This window comes from Microbispora amethystogenes (assembly GCF_016863015.1).
Classification (GTDB): domain Bacteria; phylum Actinomycetota; class Actinomycetes; order Streptosporangiales; family Streptosporangiaceae; genus Microbispora; species Microbispora amethystogenes.
This window is the reverse complement of record NZ_BOOB01000007.1, coordinates 93,231-111,361: the sequence shown is the minus strand read 5'-3', so window position 1 is coordinate 111,361 and position 18,131 is coordinate 93,231. Positions and strand designations below refer to the sequence as shown.

The 18,131-nt window shown below is 71.7% G+C and carries 15 protein-coding genes; 10 read left to right on the top strand and 5 right to left on the bottom strand.

The window, feature by feature from the left end; translation table 11 throughout:
- Window positions 1-28 precede the first annotated feature (28 nt).
- Window positions 29-2,782 (top strand): ABC transporter substrate-binding protein, encoded by a 2,754-nt coding sequence (locus tag Mam01_RS05245; RefSeq protein ID WP_204284305.1) that lies wholly within the window; start codon window positions 29-31, stop codon window positions 2,780-2,782.
- Window positions 2,783-2,879: 97 nt separating this feature from the next.
- Here Mam01_RS05245 and Mam01_RS05240 read toward each other — a convergent pair whose 3' ends face one another.
- On the bottom strand, window positions 2,880-3,986 hold the full coding sequence (locus tag Mam01_RS05240) for a citrate synthase 2 (protein ID WP_150930920.1): 1,107 nt from the start codon (window positions 3,984-3,986) through the stop codon (window positions 2,880-2,882).
- A 170-nt stretch (window positions 3,987-4,156) separates the two neighbouring features.
- Between Mam01_RS05240 and pdxH the strand changes: the two genes are divergently transcribed.
- Window positions 4,157-4,801 carry a pyridoxamine 5'-phosphate oxidase gene (gene pdxH / locus Mam01_RS05235; RefSeq protein WP_204284304.1) on the top strand — a complete coding sequence of 215 codons (645 nt, stop codon included), beginning with the start codon at window positions 4,157-4,159 and terminating at the stop codon, window positions 4,799-4,801.
- Here pdxH and Mam01_RS05230 read toward each other — a convergent pair.
- On the bottom strand, window positions 4,779-5,420 hold the full coding sequence (locus Mam01_RS05230) for a UdgX family uracil-DNA binding protein (protein WP_204284303.1): 642 nt from the start codon (window positions 5,418-5,420) through the stop codon (window positions 4,779-4,781). The genes pdxH and Mam01_RS05230 overlap by 23 nt on opposite strands.
- 75 nt (window positions 5,421-5,495) lie before the next feature.
- Between Mam01_RS05230 and Mam01_RS05225 the strand changes: the two genes are divergently transcribed.
- The 3 genes from Mam01_RS05225 (at window position 5,496) to Mam01_RS05215 (ending at window position 8,750) form a co-directional block, all read left to right on the top strand.
- Window positions 5,496-6,200: an iron-dependent transcriptional repressor DtxR gene (locus tag Mam01_RS05225; RefSeq protein WP_150930914.1), complete on the top strand. Its 705-nt coding sequence runs from the start codon at window positions 5,496-5,498 to the stop codon at window positions 6,198-6,200.
- 120 nt (window positions 6,201-6,320) lie between these two features.
- On the top strand, window positions 6,321-8,546 hold the full coding sequence (locus Mam01_RS05220) for an ATP-binding SpoIIE family protein phosphatase (RefSeq protein WP_204284302.1): 2,226 nt from the start codon (window positions 6,321-6,323) through the stop codon (window positions 8,544-8,546).
- 42 nt (window positions 8,547-8,588) lie between these two features.
- On the top strand, window positions 8,589-8,750 hold the full coding sequence (locus Mam01_RS05215; RefSeq protein ID WP_165900601.1) for a hypothetical protein: 162 nt from the start codon (window positions 8,589-8,591) through the stop codon (window positions 8,748-8,750).
- Here the strand turns inward: Mam01_RS05215 and Mam01_RS05210 are convergent.
- Window positions 8,716-9,453: a TetR/AcrR family transcriptional regulator C-terminal domain-containing protein gene (locus Mam01_RS05210; protein WP_204284301.1), complete on the bottom strand. Its 738-nt coding sequence runs from the start codon at window positions 9,451-9,453 to the stop codon at window positions 8,716-8,718. The two genes, Mam01_RS05215 and Mam01_RS05210, sit on opposite strands and share 35 nt — an antisense overlap.
- Before the next feature lie 73 nt (window positions 9,454-9,526).
- Between Mam01_RS05210 and Mam01_RS05205 the strand changes: the two genes are divergently transcribed.
- A complete protein-coding gene (locus Mam01_RS05205; RefSeq protein ID WP_204284300.1) occupies window positions 9,527-11,032 on the top strand; it encodes an FAD-dependent monooxygenase in 1,506 nt (501 codons plus the stop codon).
- Here the strand turns inward: Mam01_RS05205 and Mam01_RS05200 are convergent.
- Window positions 11,029-12,174 carry an acyl-CoA dehydrogenase family protein gene (locus tag Mam01_RS05200; RefSeq protein ID WP_204284299.1) on the bottom strand — a complete coding sequence of 382 codons (1,146 nt, stop codon included), beginning with the start codon at window positions 12,172-12,174 and terminating at the stop codon, window positions 11,029-11,031. The two genes, Mam01_RS05205 and Mam01_RS05200, sit on opposite strands and share 4 nt — an antisense overlap.
- Before the next feature lie 238 nt (window positions 12,175-12,412).
- Between Mam01_RS05200 and Mam01_RS05195 the strand changes: the two genes are divergently transcribed.
- Both Mam01_RS05195 and Mam01_RS05190 read left to right on the top strand, forming a co-directional pair.
- Window positions 12,413-13,807: a hypothetical protein gene (locus Mam01_RS05195; protein ID WP_204284298.1), complete on the top strand. Its 1,395-nt coding sequence runs from the start codon at window positions 12,413-12,415 to the stop codon at window positions 13,805-13,807.
- An 11-nt stretch (window positions 13,808-13,818) separates the two neighbouring features.
- Window positions 13,819-14,877, top strand: a complete 1,059-nt coding sequence (locus Mam01_RS05190; protein ID WP_204284297.1) for a class F sortase — start codon at window positions 13,819-13,821, stop codon at window positions 14,875-14,877.
- Window positions 14,878-14,932: 55 nt separating this feature from the next.
- Here the strand turns inward: Mam01_RS05190 and Mam01_RS05185 are convergent, their stop codons facing one another.
- Window positions 14,933-15,754 carry a hypothetical protein gene (locus tag Mam01_RS05185; RefSeq protein ID WP_204284296.1) on the bottom strand — a complete coding sequence of 274 codons (822 nt, stop codon included), beginning with the start codon at window positions 15,752-15,754 and terminating at the stop codon, window positions 14,933-14,935.
- 151 nt (window positions 15,755-15,905) lie between these two features.
- On the opposite strand from Mam01_RS05185, the gene Mam01_RS05180 reads away from it, so the two are divergent.
- The gene (locus tag Mam01_RS05180) at window positions 15,906-17,057 is read left to right on the top strand and encodes a hypothetical protein (RefSeq protein ID WP_204284295.1); all 1,152 of its coding nucleotides are present in this window, start codon (window positions 15,906-15,908) and stop codon (window positions 17,055-17,057) included.
- Window positions 17,058-17,213: 156 nt separating this feature from the next.
- Complete coding sequence (locus Mam01_RS05175; protein ID WP_204284294.1) at window positions 17,214-18,128, top strand: hypothetical protein; 915 nt, start codon at window positions 17,214-17,216, stop codon at window positions 18,126-18,128.
- Window positions 18,129-18,131 lie beyond the last annotated feature (3 nt).

Below are 18,131 nucleotides of genomic sequence, written 5' to 3'. Positions count from 1 at the left end.
CGGACTCCGCCTCCCGGGAGACATCCACGTGGCCGACGTGCACGGCGTCATCGAGAAACTCGTCCGCAGGCCGTTCTTCTGGCTGCCGGACCAGCCGCTGCCCCTGGTGTTCGTCGTCGAGCGGGACGGCGACGCGTTCGAGGCCGCGCGCCGCCTCGCCGCGCCGTTCGAGGACTGCCTCCCGCACGCGACGGTGGCCGCCGGCCGGTACGGCACTCTGCACGACCTCGTGGACGCCCTGGCGGGGGAGCAGGGGCAGCTCGGCAGGCCGGTGGGCGGCTCGTTCCTGCCGCCGCCGCGCTTCTCGCTGGTGCAGTTCGTGCTGTGGGCGCGCAGGCAGCGCGACCTGCCGCCGGAGCCGGACCACGGCGGGCCGCCGCCCCCGCGCTGGCCCGACCCGCAGTCGCGCGGGAGCCTGGAGGAGTTCAAGGAACGGCTCAAGCTCTGGCGGGGCGGCAGGCACGGCGGGCACCAGGGCCGCAGGACGGCGGCCGACTTCTTCGGGCGCGCGGCGACGACCTGGCTGCCGGTCGGCACCCTGGCCGCGGTGCTGCTGAGCACCCGGGTGTCCGGCGACCACGCCCCCTGGTGGCTCGACAGCGCGCCGGACCTGGTCGGCGTGCTCCCGTGGGCGCTCGGCCTGCTCGTCTTCGCGGCCGGCACGGTCGTCCAGGGGCTGCTGTCGGTCCGGGGATCGTTCTTCAACGGCTGGTTCCGGCGCCAGCCGTACCTGACCAGGAAGCCGTACGAGCGGCTGGCCCAGTACGCCCTGCGGGTGGCGAGCGCGAGCGACGAGGACGCCGAGCGGCTGCTGGTGCACGCGATGTGCCAGGACCTCCGCCAGGCGTACCAGAAGTGGATCATTCCCTGGCCGAGCTGGGGCCGCGGCCTCTACGGCCTGCTGGTCCTGGACGCCACGCTGCCGGGCTGCGCCAACGAGCGGTTCCTGCGCCTCCTGGAGGAGACCACCGAGGAGACCGGCCTCCTGCCGCCGATGCTGGTGCTGGCCGCGGTGCCGGAGCCGAAGGCCGCGGAGGCGAGGGCGGTCACAAAGGGCCGCCTGACGGAGCTGCCGGCGCTGGCCGACGCCTGGCGGGCCCGGGTGCGGCGGCGGGTGCCGCCGCTGCGCCTGCTGGCCGCCACGTCCGGCCCCGCCCTCGACGACGACTACCGGCCGCGGCTGCTGCCCAGCCGGATGCGGGCGCTCGGATACTGGTGCGTGATCGCGCTGCTCGTCGTCGGCCCGGTCACCCTGGCCTGGCGCATCTACCAGGACCAGAAGGCCCGCTGCGGGGGCCTGTCCTGGGCGGAGCTCGTCGGTGACGAGTGCGTGGGCGTCGTCAACGCGGACGGCCCGGCCCCCGACAACCTGTTCGGCAGGAACATCGGCGCCGTCGTGAAGAAGATCGACGACAACAACGCCGCCGCCCGGAACGTCGGCGCGTACGTGAACGTGGTCCTGTTCGGGGAGTACTCGATCAGGAGCCCGCGGCCGGACGGCGAGCCCGCCGAGCCCGGCGAGAACGCGCCGGAGGACGACAGCCGGGTGGCCGGGGCGCTGGCCGAGCTGAAAGCCGTGGAGCACTACCAGAGCGCGGTCCGGAACGTTCCGCGCCTCCGGGTCCTGATCGCCAACGCCGGGACGGACTTCCGCCAGGGCCGCCGGGCCGCCCGGCTGGTCAGCAGGCTGGCGGCCGAGGACCCGCACACGCTCGGCGTCATCGGCTTCCCGCGCAGCGTCAGGGGCGTCGAAGAGGCGATCAGCGTGCTGCACCAGGCCAAGATCCCGATGCTCTCCACCACCGCGACCGCGGACGACCTCGGGTACGTGCCCGACACCGCCGATGTCGCCGGCGCGTCCGATGCGGCGCCCAGGCGGCCGTCCCCCTACTACTTCCGCATGGGCCCGACGAACTGGCGCGAGGCGGAGCTCGTCGCCCGGTTCGTCCGCCGGACGCTGCTGCCCGGGAAGGCGTCGCCCACCGCGGTGATCGTCCAGGACCGGTCGCCGGGAGACAGCTACACCAACAACCTCGCCCGCGACTACAAGGAGGCGGCCGGCGACCAGGGAATCAAGATCTCCGAGCGCGACGAGGTCTACTACACCGTGGACGGCGGCGGGATCGCCGAGGCGACGTCGGTCGCCTGCGGGCGCGATCCCGACGTGATCCTCTACGCGGGCCGGGCCACCGAGTTCCTCGGCTTCGTCGACGCCGTCGAGAAGTGCAGCGACGGCCAGGTCAAGGTGATCGCGGGGGACGACGTGATCAAGGTGGTGACCGACCACGGCAAGGAGATCGGCGACTACAGGCGCGTGCAGGTGTACTACGCCGCGCTCGCGAGCCGGGAGCTGTGGCGGGATCCGGCGCGCGACCACGGCACGCAGCCCACCGGATACATCCAGTCGCTCTTCGGCCGGGACTCGACCGATTCGGAGGACAACCTCATCCTGAGCTACGACGCGGTCGAACTGTTCTACGACTCGGCCAACCGGGCCTACCAGGGCAGGAGGCTGCCCAGCAGGGGAGACCTCCTCTACCGGCTCGCGCTCGTCTCCGGGCGGCTCGCCCGGAACGGCTCGAGCGGAGTGATCGACTTCGGCGGCCGGGAGGCACACGACCCCGTCGACAAGACCATCGCCATCATGCGGGTGAAGGCCGGCGGCGGCGTGAGCGTGGCGGTCCGCTGCGGGCGTCTCAGCCTGCGGGAGCCCGCGCCGCCCGGCGGCGTCTGCGACCACCTCGCCGACGTGTACGGCGAGGACGCCGGATCCCGGCGCTGAGAGCCCACGTACGTTGAGCGAAGCGGGCGCGGGGGACGGCCGGGGGTCCGCGGCTCTCTCGGAAAGCCGCGGGCCCTCGGCGGTCCCTCGGACGGGCTCAGACCCTGCCGACGACCTCGCCGGCGCCGGGCACGTCGTTGATCGAGCGCTGCTTCGGGCCCACGTAGTTCGCGCTGGGGCGGACCAGCCTGCCCGTGCGCTTCTGCTCCAGGACGTGGGCGGCCCAACCGGCGGTGCGGGCGCAGGTGAACATCGAGGTGAACATGTGCGACGGCACCTCGGCGAAGTCGAGGACGACCGCGGCCCAGTACTCCACGTTCGTGGCGAGCACCCGGTCGGGCTTGCGGGCGTGCAGCTCCTCCAGCGCGGCGGTCTCCAGCGCGGCGGCGACCTCGTAGCGCGGCGCGCCCAGTTCCTTCGCCGTACGGCGGAGCACGCGGGCCCGCGGGTCCTCGGCGCGGTAGACCCGGTGGCCGAAGCCCATCAGGCGGTTGCCCTTGTCCAGCTCGCTCTGGACGTACTTGCGGGCGTCGCCCATCTGCTCGACGCCCTCGATCATGTGCAGCACCCGCGCCGGCGCGCCGCCGTGCAGCGGGCCGGACATCGCGCCGACCGCGCCCGACAGGGCGGCGGCGACGTCGGCGCCGGTGGAGGCGATCACGCGGGCGGTGAACGTCGAGGCGTTCATGCCGTGCTCCGCGGCGGACGTCCAGTACGCGTCGATGGCCTTCACGTGCTTGGGATCGGGCTCACCGCGCCAGCGGACCATGAAACGTTCAACGATGCTCTCGGCCTCGTCCACGCGCTTCTGCGGGACCATCGGCAGGCCCAGGCCGCGGGCCGACTGCGCGACGAACGACAGGGCCGTGACCGAGGCGCGTGCGAGATCGTCGCGGGCCTGGTCGTCGTCGATGTCGAGCAGCGGGCGGAAGCCGTACGCGGGCGCCAGCATGGCCAGCGCGCTCTGTACGTCTACTCGGATGTCGCCGGAATGGACGGGAACGGGGTACGGCTCCGCCGGGGGCAGCCCCGGCTGGAACCTGTCGTCGACGAGCAGGCCCCAGACGTTCCCGAAGGAGACGTTGCCCACGAGTTCTTCGATGTCGACGCCCCGGTATCGCAGGGCGCCCCCTTCTTTGTCCGGTTCCGCGATCTCGGTCTCGAACGCCACCACGCCTTCGAGCCCGGGTTTGAAGTCGGACATTCTCGGCCGCCTCCCTCTCTTGTGAAGTCCAGAGCCTTGATGTCGAGATACCGGCGGGTCAATTTAACCCGCAGTGTGACACTGTCGTGTCGCCGCCCCTCCCCCACGCCGTTCCCCCTGTTGGGGGCCACCGGGTGAGAAGTGCGCCGGGCGCGCGACAATACCTTTCCGTGGACAGCGCTTCGCACCTGCCCGGGCTCCGGCACAGCTACGAGGGTGAGCCCCTGCTCGAATCCGGCATGGCCGACGACCCGGTGACGCAGTTCGCGCTCTGGTTCGCCGACGCCGTCGCCGCGGGCCTGCCCGAACCGAACGCCGTGGTCGTCGCCACCAGCTCCGCCGGTGGCCGCCCCTCCGCCCGCACCGTCCTCCTCAAGGGGTTCGACGAACGCGGGTTCGTCTTCTTCACCAACTACGAGTCTCGCAAGGGCCGCGACCTCGCCGAGAACCCGCGGGCCTGTCTGTTGTTCCCGTGGCATCCCATCCGGCGGCAGGTCCGCGTGGAGGGCTCGGTCACCCGGATCTCCCGCGAGGACAGCGCGGCCTACTTCCACTCCCGGCCGTACGGCTCGCGGATCGGCGCGTGGGCCTCCCGCCAGTCCGCCGTGGTGGAGTCGCGTGAGCGGCTCGACGCCCGCTACCGGGAACTGGCCGAGCGCTGGCCGGAGGACCCGCCGATGCCGGACTTCTGGGGCGGCTTCCGGGTGGCGCCCGCGGAGGTCGAGTTCTGGCAGGGCCAGACGGACCGCATGCACGACCGGCTCCGTTACCGGCTGGCGCACGGCTCCTGGGTCATGGAGCGCCTGGCCCCATGACCCCGGAGGCGGCGGTCCGGGCCGCGACCGTGAGGTCGGCGAGGAAGCCCGCGTACGCCTCGTCCCTGTCGGGCGCGCGCAGGATGGCCGAGGGGTGGATCGTCGCGACGTAGTAGGCGCCCTCCCGCCGGGGGACCGGTTCGCCCCGGTGGCGGGTCACCCGGAAGTCCGGGCCCAGCAGGGCCCGGGCGGCGGTGGCGCCCAGCACCACGGTCACCTCCGGGTCCACCAGGAGCATCTCGGCCTCCAGCCACGGCCGGCAGGCGTTGATCTCGCCGACGGTCGGTTTCTGGTGGATCCGGCGTTTGCCGCGTGGCGTGAACTTGAAATGCTTCACCGCGTTGGTGACGTACACCGCCTCGCGGTCGATGCCCGCCTCCTCCAGCGCCCGGTCCAGCACGCGGCCCGCGGGCCCCACGAACGGCGCGCCCTCCTGGTCCTCCTGGTCGCCCGGCTGCTCTCCGACCAGCATGAACCGTGCATCGGGGACGCCTTCGCCGAAAACCGTCTGGGTGGCGTCGCGGTAGAGATCGCAGCCTTCGCAGCGGCGCGCGGCCTCGCGAAGCGCGGGCAGGCTGACCTCGGCAGGAAGGAATCGCTGGGCTCCGATGTTTCCCATCCTGGGTCGCTTCCCCAATAGGGTCGGCTGCGAACGCGGGGGAGGTCGTAGCATCGTTGTAGTAGTGGAGGAGCCTTGACCGCACACGGCCTGATCGACACGACGGAGATGTATCTCCGTACGATCTTCGAACTCGAAGAAGAAGGCATCGTGCCGCTCCGTGCCCGGATCGCCGAACGCCTGCAGCAGAGCGGCCCGACCGTGAGCCAGACGGTGGCGCGGATGGAACGCGACGGCCTGGTCAAGGTGCAGGGGGACAGACACCTCAGCATGACCGACCTGGGCCGCACGCTCGCGATCCGGGTGATGCGCAAGCACCGGCTGGCGGAGTGCCTGCTGACCCAGGTGATCGGCATGCCCTGGGAGGAGGTCCACATCGAGGCGTGCCGGTGGGAGCACGTGATGTCGGAGTCGGTGGAGACCCGGCTCGTCGGCCTGCTGCAGAACCCTCGGTTCTGCCCGCACGGCAACCCGATCCCCGGTCTCGACGAGCTGGGGGTGCCGCAGCCCGGTTCGGCCGGAGATGAGATGGTGTCTCCCATGGTGACCCTCGCGGGTCCGACCGCCGTGCCCGTCGTCGTGCGGCGAATCAGCGAACAAGTGCAAAGCGACCCGGCTGTGATGCTTAAACTCAAGCAAGTTGGGATACAACCCGGACGCGAGGTCACGCTCGCGGCGAGTGACAACGGTGTACGGGTGACAGGTGATGGTGAGGTGGGCAGCACGACCGCGGACCTTCCGCGTGATGTTGCCTCTCACGTTTTCGTCACCAGACGATGACGGAAAGAGTTGTGCCTGGTTGAATCCCGTAGGGAGTCCCTTCATTTCTCGCGACCCAGCCTTCGCAGGAGCGCCCGTGCCCGGCATAGCGAACCCGCCCCGTCAAGGGAAGGTCGTGGCATGAGGCGCTGGGGAGACTTGTCACAGGACGCGGACGACCGCCTCACCGCGGGTTCCGTCCTGGACCACGCGGAGATGGCCGTGGTCGTGACCGACCGGTTCAGCAACGTCCTCTACTGGAACCCCTTCGCCGAGCGGTTGTTCGGCCGGGTGGGCGCCAATCCGGGCCGGGAGTCGCTGCGTACGCTCGGCATCTCCGAGCACGACCACCCGCTCGCGGCCGACCTCGCCAAGCAGGTGCTGCGCGGCGGCGTGTGGGAGGGCACCTTCGACGTGGTCCGCGGCGACGGCACGCTGATCTACGTACGGGCCCAGGCGGTGCCGCTGCGGCATCCGTCCGGCTCGATCACCGGCATCGTGATCACCGCGCGCGAGGCGATGCGCAGCAACGAGCGCGAGAAGGACCGCTTCGGCCTGCTGGAGCGGATCGGCGAACGGCTGGCCGGCTCCCTCTACGTCGAGGAGACGCTCAACCGGGTCGCGGAGTCGCTCGTCCCGCAGTTCGCCGACCACTGCTTCATCGAACTGGCCGAGGGCGACCGCCTGGTCCGCAAGGTCTCGACCCACGTGAACGGCTGGACGCCGCCGCCGGGCTCCTGGCCGCCGGTGGGCGCGGAGATCTCCTACCCCCTCGGGCACTTCGCCGACACCGCGCTGCGCCGCCAAGAAACGATCATGGTTGAGGACTTCTCCCAGGTCAGTTATCCGGCGCCGAGTGAGGGCGAGGCTCGCCTGTGGGGTGAGATCGGGGTGACCTCCGCCATCGTCGCCCCCCTGTGCGTGCGCGGCGAGACGCTCGGGCTGATGTACCTGATCCTGTCCAACCTCACGAACCGGCACTCGCCCCACTACGACACCTTCGACCGCGACTTCGTCGGCGCCATCGCCACCCGCGTCGCGCTCGCCGTCGACAACGCGCTGCTGTTCGAGGAGGAGCGGCACACCGCCGAGTCGTTCCAGAAGCACCTGCTCCCGCGTGTGCTGCCGTCGTTCGACGGGCTGGAGATCGCCCACCGCTACTTCCCCGCCGCTCCGCTCGCCACCCACGGCCAGGGCATCCAGACCCAGGTGGGCGGCGACTGGTACGACGTGATCCCGCTGTCGGCGGGCCGGGTCGGCATCGTGATCGGCGACGTCGAGGGCCGGGGGGCCAAGGCCGCGGCGGTCATGGGTCAGCTCAGGGCCGCGCTGCGGGCCTTCGCCCAGGACGACAAGCCGCCCGCCGACATCCTCGCCCGGCTGGACGAGTGGACCCGCGTGGTCGCGTCGCCGGAGCACGACGACTTCGGCGCCGACATCACCAACCCGCCGATCGTCACCTGCCAGTACATGGTGTACGACGCCTGGTCGAGGCAGCTGTGGTTCGCCAACGCCGGGCACGCGCCGCCGCTGCTGCTCGTGGACGGCGAGGTCAGGGACCTGGAGATCACCGAGGTCGGCCAGCCGCTCGGGGTGCGTGCCAAGGGCATGCACGCCGACCTGGTCTACAAGGAGGAGACCAGGATCCTGCCGGCCGGGGCGACCCTGCTGCTCTACACCGACGGCCTGGTCGACCGCAGGCCGCCGCGCGACGCGGCCGCGGGTGCGTACGACGACGACGAGACGATGACGGTGCTCCGCGAGAAACTGGCCAAGTCCTCGGCGGAGTCCGTCGAGCGCATCGCCGACCTCGCCACCGGGGCCGTCCCCGGCGAGATCGACGACGACATGGCCATCCTCGTCGTCCGCGCGGCCGGCACCGAACTGCAGTCGCAGGAGCGGACCTTCCCGGCACAGCCGATCATGGTGAGCGAGGCCCGGCGGATGGCGTCCGAGGCGTTCGAGGCGTGGCAGGTGCCCGAGGAGCGCGCGGAGCTGGCCTGCCTGCTGGTCTCCGAGGTCGTGACCAACGTGGTCCTGCACGCCGCGAGCGCCGGCGTGCCGCGCCGCGAACTGGTGCTCGACGGCCCGCCGCTGCCCTTCGACGAGTCATGGGACGTGCCGGGCTTCGAGGAGGAGATGGCCGGCGACAAGGAGTTCACCCTCCGGCTGCGCCGGGGCGGGGAGTCCGTCTGGGTGGAGGTCTTCGACCAGGACCTGCGCCTGCCGCGCATCCGCAGCGCGGGGGAGAACGACGAGGGGGGCCGGGGCCTCTACCTCGTCGACCAGCTCGCCCGGCGCTGGGGTTCCCGTCCGACCCGTGAAGGCAAGGCGGTCTGGTTCGAGATCCCCATCGGCGGCCGGTAGCTTGCCGCGCGCGGGCGGGGAAAGACGCGCATACTGATCGTCATGGACCCCGGACTCATCCTTCTGGTCTTCCTGGCGTTCCTGTTCGCGTGGCTGCTGAACAAGGTGCGCCGGTTCTTCCGGCTGGGCACGGTGGCCTACGCGGGGGTGATGATCGTCTTCGTGCTGGTCATGCTGCTCCTGTGGGGTCAGCAGCACCGCTGACACACGTCGCGGCGACTCCCTCCAGCAGGCAGGCCAGCCCGAACTCGAACCGCTCGCCGTGGGTCTGGTCCCGGGCCTCGACGACCCTGCGGGCGAACTGCGGGTAGGCGCCGCTCTCGATCACCTCGCGGATGTACGGGCCGACCCCCGCCCGCCACTGCTCCTCCGTCAGGCCGGTCCGGCGCTGCGCCTCCTGCTCGGCCACCTCGCGGGAGACGGCTCCCGCCAGGTAGTCGCCGACGAGGGCGACGACGCCGGCCGCCAGCGTGATGTCGGAGGTCAGCTGTCCGGCGGCGGCGAGCGCGTGATCCATGTGGCGCAGGGAGTTCGGGCCGAGCGCGGGCCGGGTCGCCATGACCGCGCCGAGCCAGGGATGGCGCAGGAGCGTCTCCCGGTGCCCGCGCGCCATCGCCGCGAGGTCGGCCCGCCAGTCCCCGGTCAGCGGGGCGGGCTCCGTCTTGCCCGCGATCGCGTCGACCATCAGCTCCAGCAGTTCGTCGCGCCCGGTCACGTACCGGTAGAGCGAGGTCGTGCCCGAGCCGAGATCGGCGGCGACGCGCCGCATGGAGAGCGCGTCGAGCCCCTCGGCGTCGGCCAGCGTGATCGACGCCTCGACGATCCGCCCGACCGTCGGCGCCTGCCGCCGGGGCGTGGGCCGCTCCCGGCCCCACACCCGGCCCGGAAGTGAGCTCTCCGCACCCATGGCGCCCATCGTACCGGTGTGGGTACAGTGTTCCCGGAAAGGGAACACCGTGCCCAAAGATAGAGGGAGAGTCATGCGGACGACAGAGGTGCTGGTCGTGGGAGGCGGCTCGGTCGGGCTGGCCACGGCGGTCTTCCTGAGTCACCACGGAGTGGGGACGCTGCTGGTGGAGCGCAATGAGGGTCCGCAGGCGCACCCGCGCGCCACGGGGATCGGCGTCCGGACGGCGGAGATGCTCCGGGAGGTCGGCCTGGCCGGCGCGGTGGACGCGGTCGCCCTCGACTGGTCGGCGGGAGCCCTGGGCAGGGTCAGGGCGCGGACCCTGGCCGACCTGGCGGAGACCGCCCCGCCCGCGCCCGCCGTCCCCCGGCAGGCGCCCTACAGCCCCGCCGCTTTACGCGGCCCCTGCCCGCAGAACCGGCTCGACCCCGTGCTGCTGGCCGCCGCCCGCGAGCGCGGCGCGACCGTGGCGTACGGCACCGGGCTGGTCTCGTTCACCCAGGACGAGGAGGGCGTCACGGCCGTGCTGTCCACGGGAGAGTGGGTGTCGGCCCGCTACCTGGTGGCGGCCGACGGCGTGCGCAGCGGGGTCCGGGCCGCGCTGGGCGTCGGCCTTACCGGTCCGGGCGCGCTCACGGAACCGGGGCAGAACATCTTGTTCCGGGCCGACCTGCGGGAACTGGTCCGCGGGCGGCACTTCGTGGCCTGCGAGATCACCGATCCGGCCGCGCCGGGCATGCTCGTCACGATCGACGGCGAGAAGGAGTGGGTGTTCCTCACCGCACTCGACCGGGAGCCGGCCCCCGCGCTGATCCGCGCCGCGACCGGCGTGCCGGACCTGGAGGTGGAGATCCTCAGCACGCTGGTCTGGCGGGCGCGGGCCCAGGTCGCGGAGAAGTTCGCGCAGGGGCGGGTGTTCCTGGCCGGAGACGCCGCGCACGCCGTGCCGCCGCTCGGCGCCTTCGGCCTCAACACGGGTGTCGCCGACGGGCACAACCTGGCCTGGAAGCTGGCCCTCGTGCTCCGCGGCGAGGCCGGTCCCGCGCTGCTCGGCACCTACGACGCCGAACGCCGGCCGGTCGCCTCGCTCACCATGGAGCAGGCGCTGGTGCGGATGTCGGACCCCGCCCTGCACTGGGGCCAGGGCCCGGCCGCCGCCGAGGCCAGGGCGCGGGCGGGCGCTCTCAACGCCCCGGTCGTCCACCTCGGCCAGCGGTACGTCTCCGCGGCCGTGATCGATCCGCGGCCCGAACCGCCCTCGGCCGAGGACGTCGTGGCCTGCCTCGACGGCTCCCCCGGCTCCCGGATGCCGCACGCCTGGGTGTCCGAGGGCGTCTCCACCCTCGACCTCGTACGGTCGCGGTTCACGGTCTTCACCAGGCGGTCCGGCGGCGCTGTCTGGACGGCCGAGGCGGCCCGGCTCGGCCTGGACGCCCACGCCGTCGATCTGGCCGAGATCCCGCCGGGCGGCGCCCTGCTGGTGCGCCCCGACGGGTACGTCGCCTGGCGGGCCGAAGGCGCCCCCGAGCGGCTCGGCGGCGTGCTCGACCGCCTGCTCGCCCGGGGGCAGGACGGCTAGAAGCCGAACGACCTGCCGATGATCTCCTTCATGATCTCGGTGGTGCCGCCGTAGATCGTCTGGACGCGGCTGTCCAGCCACGCCTTCGCGACCGGATACTCCAGCATGTAGCCGTAGCCGCCGTGCAGCTGGACGCACCGGTCGACGACCCTGTTCTGCAGTTCGGTCGTCCACCACTTGGCCTTGGCCGCGTCCACCGCCGTCAGTTCCCCGGCGTTGAGCGCGCGTACGCACTTGTCCACGTAGTGGCGGGCGATCTCGACCTCGGTGGCGAGCTCGGCCAGCAGGAACCGGGTGTTCTGGAACTTGCCGAGGTTCCGGCCGAAGGCCGTGCGGTCGCGGCAGTACGCGATCGTCTCCTCCAGGACGGTCTCCGCCGCCGCGACGGCCGCGACCGCGATCGACAGCCGCTCCTGCGGCAGGTTGTTCATCAGCTGGAAGAACCCCTGGCCCTCCTCGTCGCCGAGGAGGTTGGCCACCGGCACCCGGACGTTCTGGAAGAACAACTCGGCCGTGTCCTGGGCGTGCATGCCGACCTTCTCCAGGTTGCGGCCGCGGGTGAAGCCCTCCATGCCGCGCTCCAGCATCAGCAGCGACGTGCCGCGGGCGCCCGCCGAGGGGTCGGTCTTGACGACGACCACGACGAGATCGGAGTTGATGCCGTTGGTGATGAAGGTCTTCTGGCCGTTCACCACGTAGTGGTCGCCCTCGCGTACGGCGGTGGTGCGGATGCCCTGCAGGTCGCTCCCGGCTCCCGGCTCGGTCATCCCGATCGCCGTGATCAGCTCGCCGGACGCGAAGCCCGGCAGCCACCGCTGCTTCTGCTCGTCGTTCGTGAGATCGACCAGGTACGGCGCCATGATGTCGTTGTGCAGGCCGAAGCCCAGGCCCGTCGCGCCTACGCGGATGATCTCCTCGACGATCACCGTGTTGTAGCGGAAGTCGGAGATGCCCGAGCCGCCGTACTCCTCTGGCACGGAGAAGCCGAACATGCCCAGCTCGCCGGCCTTCTTCCACACCTCGCGGGGAACGATGCCGTCCTTCTCCCACTGCGCGTGGTGAGGGACGACCTCGCGGGCCAGGAACTCACGGACGGTCTCACGGAAGAGGTCGTGCTCCTCGTCGAAGAGGTCTCGCCGCATCAGGTACGCCTCCGAAGCAGGAACGGTCTGCGGCACCAGAATACGATTCTGGTAGGGCCCCGGTCGATCGGCTCCTCCCTTAACGGCGGGTCACAACTCCGACACCATCGCCATAACGACCCCTTTGACCACTTCCGTACCTCTAAGATCTAGCTCGCGTTTGCTGTAGGCCCGCCAGGGCGCGGACCTTTGATCGGAGTATGTGGTGAAACGGTGGAGAGCGGGCCTCCCTAGGACCATGGCCGCCTTGGCCCTCGGCCTGGCCGGAACGGCGGCGATCGTCATACCGTCGATGTCGGCCCAGGCGGAGACCGTCCAGGTCGACATGAACTACCACTGCACCGGTGGGGTAGCCGGGGCGGCCGGGGTGGACCTGAAGGTGACGCTCACCCTGCAGACGGCCCTGGCCGTCGGCCAGCCGCTGGACGTCAGGTGGTCCCTGGCCTACCGGAACAACACACGCTTCCTGTCGCCGGGCCTGTTCCAGCCCGGCGCCCGCCTCACCGCCACCGGAGTGGTCGGCGTCACCGACGAGCTGTGGACCGGCGAACTCAACTCGGTCGGTTCCAAGGACCAGGTCCTCCTGCAGAACGGCGGGCCGCTTGAGCTTCCCGACCTCGTGTCCGGCTCGGTCAGCACGACAGAGGCGGGAGTCTTCGAGGTCGTGCCTCGCCGGCTCCTGATCGACTTCACCCCGCCCGCGGCCGAGACCGTGGTGAACGACGACGATCCGGCGGTGACCTACGTCGGCACGGACTGGACCGACTACAACGACCGCCCGGCCCAGAACAAGGACATTCACGAGGATGTGCACGCATCCGACGTGAACGGCGCCGAGGCCAGCTTCACGTTCACGGGCACCGGCGTCGACTTCATCACGGAGCAGGACTACCGGGCCGGCCAGGTGCGGTTCACCGTGGACGGCAAGCCGGGCATCCCGGCGACCGCCGACGCGTCCAAGGACACCGAGGGCCGGCCGGTCGTGGTGGCCAACCAGGGCAACTACACCCTCTGGGGCATGCGCAAGCTGCCTTATGGCGAGCACACGCTGGTCGTCAAGAAGACCGACGCCAAGTGGGCGATGGTGGACGGCTTCCGTGTGGTCACCGAGGCGCTGCTCGACCCGCCGAAGCAGTTCCGCGCGCGGTGCGAGCCGGTGAAGAAGCCGACGGCCATCCGCGTCAACATCGGCGGCGGTGACACGCCGACCAGTCCGTCCCCCGACAGTTCGCCGTCTGCTTCGCCGGACACCTCGCCGTCGGGGTCGCCGAGTGCTTCGCCGAGCGGCACGCCTGGCGGTAACAGCCCGTCGCCGTCGCCGTCGGGCACGCCGAGCACGACGCCGAGTTCGTCTCCGTCGGCGGCGGCGACGCAGAGCTATCTGACGAGTGTGGTCGTGAAGGGCAGCCCGTCGCCGACGGCGACGCGTACCGTGACGCTGACCGCGACACCGACGGTGGCCCAGGTGGCGGTCACTCCGCAGGGCGGCGCGCAGACCGGTGAGGCCCCGGAGCGGATGGCGGCCTCGGGCCCGCTCCTGCTCGGCTCGGGTGGCGCGCTACTGACGATCGGCGTGCTCAGCGGCGTGGCACTGCTGCGGCGCAGGGCGGCGCACGCGGGCGAGCGGGGCTGAGGAGGATGACGATGAACCCGACTCCCGAGAACCCGACTCCCCAGGGCGGCACCCCCGCCAAGGACGCACAAAGCGGCGAAGCCGCGCAGTCGGCAGCGAGCGGCGGGGCCGCGCAGTCGGCACAGAGCGGTCAGGGTGCGCAGAGTGCCCAGGGCGTGCCGAACGCGCAGGGCGTGTCGTCCGTGCAGAGTCCGCAGAGCGGCCAGGGGGACGCGGCGGGGAAGCGGAAGGGCCTTCCGCAGCCGGTTCTCGCGACGCTGCTCGTGGCCGGGTCGTTCGGCGGCATCGCCGCCGTGATGGCGGGCATGCTCGCCGTACTGTCGCCCGGTGACTCCCAGAACACCGCTCAGCAGGTGCCGGGCGTCCAGTTGAACGTGCAGGACGTCGGAAGCGAGGCGTACCTGCCTCCGACCGTCGGCCCGGGCGGGCCGGGCGTGCCGCTGACGGCGGCGAACCCCACCGCGCCGCCGCCGCTGCCCGCCATCCAGCCGATCGGCCCGCTGGCCCTCACCACCACCACGGCCTCGTCGTCCTCCTCGCCGGTCTCCTCGTCCTCGAACAAGGCGACCACGAACAAGGCGAAGACGAGCACGGCGGCGAAGAAGGTCACCGGCAGGCCGGTGAAGATCAGCATCCCGTCGATCGGGGTGAAGGCCAGCGTCGGCTCCGTGGGGGTGCAGAAGTCCGGCGTCATCCAGGCGCCGCCGCTGAGCAGGCCGAGCCTCACCGGCTGGTACCGCTTCGGGCCCGCCCCCGGCGACCAGGGGCCGGCGATCATCCTCGGCCACGTCAACACCCGCAAGGGCGCGGCCGTGTTCAGCCGCCTGCGCGAGCTCAAGCGCGGCAACAAGATCGCCGTACTGCGCGCGGACGGCAAGACGGCGATCTTCACGGTGGACGGGATCGAGCAGGTCAGCAAGTCGGCGTTCCCGACCAAGCGGGTCTACGGCAACACGATCACTTCATCGCTGCGGCTGATCACCTGTGGCGGCGTCTTCAACGCCAAGCAGCACAGCTACACCGACAACATCGTCGTCTACGCCACGCTGACGTCGACCAAGGGCAAGTGATCCGGCCCGCCCGCCGGTGAGGGGCGCCGTCGCGCCCCTCACCCCGCGCGGGTGGTCAGCCCAGTCCGATCACCTCCTCGCCCTCCCGCGCCTCGCGCTCGGGCGGGGCGTACGGCTCACGGCTTCTGGCCGCGCGAGCGGCCCGGACCGCCCGCTGCACCAGCAGCGTTCCGGCCACCGCCGCGAGCGCCACCACGATCAGTGCGTACGGCTGCCGCCAGGGTGAGGAGTCGCCGGCGCTCGCGGCCGTGGCTCCGCTCGCCCGCATCGCCGCGGGCTGCGAGGACGGCGGTGCGAGCCCTGCCTGCCCAGCAGCCTGCGCGGTCGCCTGACCGGCCTTCTGCTCCGACGCGGAGCCCGACGGGGTGGCGAACGGCGCACGAGCGGGGATCACGGTCGCCGCCTTCCAGGGGAACCCCGGCGGCTTCACCTGGCCCCAGTAGTCCGTGATCTCCGATCCGGCCTGCATCGCGTACTGCGGCGGGGCCGGCTTCAGCGTTCCCGGCACGGTGAGCGTCCCGACCTCGTACGGCGCGAACTTGCCCTGCACGCCCTGCACCCGCCACCGCCCGGCCGGCACCGTGATCGTCGTCGCGTAGTGGGCGGGATCCGGCAACGGCGTTCCACCGAAACTCAGGGTCGTGCCGTCCTCTCCCGTCAGCAGCAGGCCGGTCGGCCCGAGCGCGCCGTTGTCGTCGTACGGATGCGTGCCGTGTTGCAGCACCCAGTAGCCGACCGTGTAGGACACATCGGGCCGCAGCGTCGCGGGGAGCGGGTCGAGTTCGGTGACGGCCCAGAACCCCGCCCGGGCGTGTGCGGGCGGCGCTGTCACCAGAACCGCCGCCAGTGCGGCGAGGACCAGGATCAGTCGTCTCATCTTCAGTCACCTCCGTCCTGCTTACCGCCGGAAGTCCATGAGGGTTCCCTGAGAATTTCCTGACTTCTCGGTGCATATGGTTATGGCGATGGTCAACTCCTGGGAGACTGATGGCCAATCTGTACGCGACTGAGGTGGCGGGAGAGACGTCGTGGCCGACCCCAGCGCCCGGCAGCGGAATGCCCGGCGACGAATCGCGGTGCGGGTGGCGGCCGGAGCGACGGCGGCGTTCGCGCTGATGACGTGGCCGGTGCTCGCCGCGAGCGAGACCACGACCGTCGTCTACTCCTGCGACGCGCTGGGCGGCGGCCAGGAGACCTACCCGGTGAGCGTGACTCTGCTCGGGCCCGACAACCCCGCGGTGGGCGGCAACGTCCCGATCACCTGGCGCATGGCCCCCGCCACGACCGCTGAGGACCAGAAGCCGATGCTCGCGCCGACGTCCATCGCGTCGGGCGACACCGTGGTGGCCGAGGGCGTGATGGAGGTGAGCGGCACGCCCGTGGTGAGCGGGTCCCCCTCGCCGTCCCCGAGCGCCAGCGCGACACCCACACCGACTCCGACTCCGACTCCGACACCCACACCGACTCCGAGCGTGACTCCGACTCCGAGCCCGTCCGACGAGGACACGGATCCGCCGGGCGGCACCGACACGAAGCCGTCCCCGGACGAGTCGGAGCCGCCGAAGGGATCCCTCGCGGCGCTGGGCGGCCGGACGCTGAGCCCTGCCGCCACGGTGACGGCCGGGACGCCCGTGGCGGCGCAGGCCACCCTGTCGCCGATTCCCGAACTGGTCGTCACCCTGGCCCCGACGGCCACCGGGGTCGTCGGCGTGACGGCGAGAGACTTCACGCTGCGGTTGCTGCCGTCCGGGACGGGCACGGGAGCGGCGCTCTACACGTGCACCCTGCCGGCCACCGCGTCCGGGGCCTCGCTCGCGCTCACCGTCGCCGCCTCGCCGTCGACCTCACCTTCGCCGTCGGCGTCGCCGAGTCCGTCGGACACCGACGACGACACGACCCCGACGCCCAGCCCGACCGAGACCACGACCACAACGGCGACCGCGACGGCCACGGTCACCCACACCGCCACGGCCAAGGCGACCACGACCGTCTCCCACACAGTGACCGCGCAGGTCAGCAGGACCCCGATCGGCGGCGCGCAGACGGGCGCGGGCGGCGACGCGGGCCCGGACGCCAGGGTCGTCGTGCTGACCGGTCTGCTGCTGATGGCCGCCTCCGCGGCCGGAGGGCTGCTGCTCCGCCGGTTCGGCCCGAACCCCCGCCCGTACGGTGGCCGGTAGCGTGGCGTGACGTGAAGATAACGAAAACATGACCAGATTTGGGGAATCGGCGGCAATGTTGGGGCTTTTGTCCGTAAACTCTCTACCCTGTCGTGACCGTACTCTGGAATGCTGGTACGCCTGTTCATCCTGAGCACAAGTAGGGGAGAGAAGTCAGTGCTGAAGTTCAAGGCGCGGGGCCGGGTCGCCGGGAGAGCCGCCGCGGCCGGCGTAGTCAGCGCGGGCGTCCTCCTCGGCCTGACCGCGCTCGGCGCGCAGGCCGACTCGAAGACGGTGAGCTACACCTGTCGGCCGCAGACCACCGGAGCCACCCCCGTCACCCATGACTTCACCGTGTCACTCACGGAGAACCCCAGGGGGGCGGGGACCGGCACGCAGTACACCGCGACCCTGACCATCTCGGCGGTCACGTCGTCGGCGTTCCCGGCGCCGGTGGCGATCGAGAGCGGCGCGTCGATCCAGTTGCTGCCCAGCGTGGCGGCCACGGTGCTGCCCGCCACCGCGACCGCGGGCGTCTCCACGCCCTCGCCGACCAACACGGTGACCGCGAACGTGACCGCCCAGGGGACGATGCCCCCGCTGCCGGTGGCGACGCTGACCATCACTCCCTCCGCCGGTGCGACGTCCGTCGCCCTCACGGCGAAGGACTTCAAGATCAATATGTACGCACCGGCCGGGACCGGCACCGTCACGACGACGCCCACCCTGCTCTACACGTGTGAGATCGCGTCGTCGGGCACCAGCACGACGCCCGCCTCGGCGACGATCGCGGTCACGGCCTCCGCCAGCGCGACCCCCACTCCCAGCCCCTCCGCCACGCCGAGTGCGACGCCCACGCCGCGCGGCACGCGCACCGTGTACGAGACGGTCACCGCGAAGCCCGCGACCGACAAGGCGACGACCAGGCAGGAGCAGGTTCCCCACACGCCCGCGGGCGGCGCCGCCACCGGCGGCGGAGGGGACGCCGGTCCCGACGCGCGCCTGTTCGTGCTCACCGGCACCGCGCTGATGCTGGCGGCGGGGGGCGGCGGGCTCGTGCTCCGGACCCGGCGCAGGCCGGCGAGGCAGTAGGAC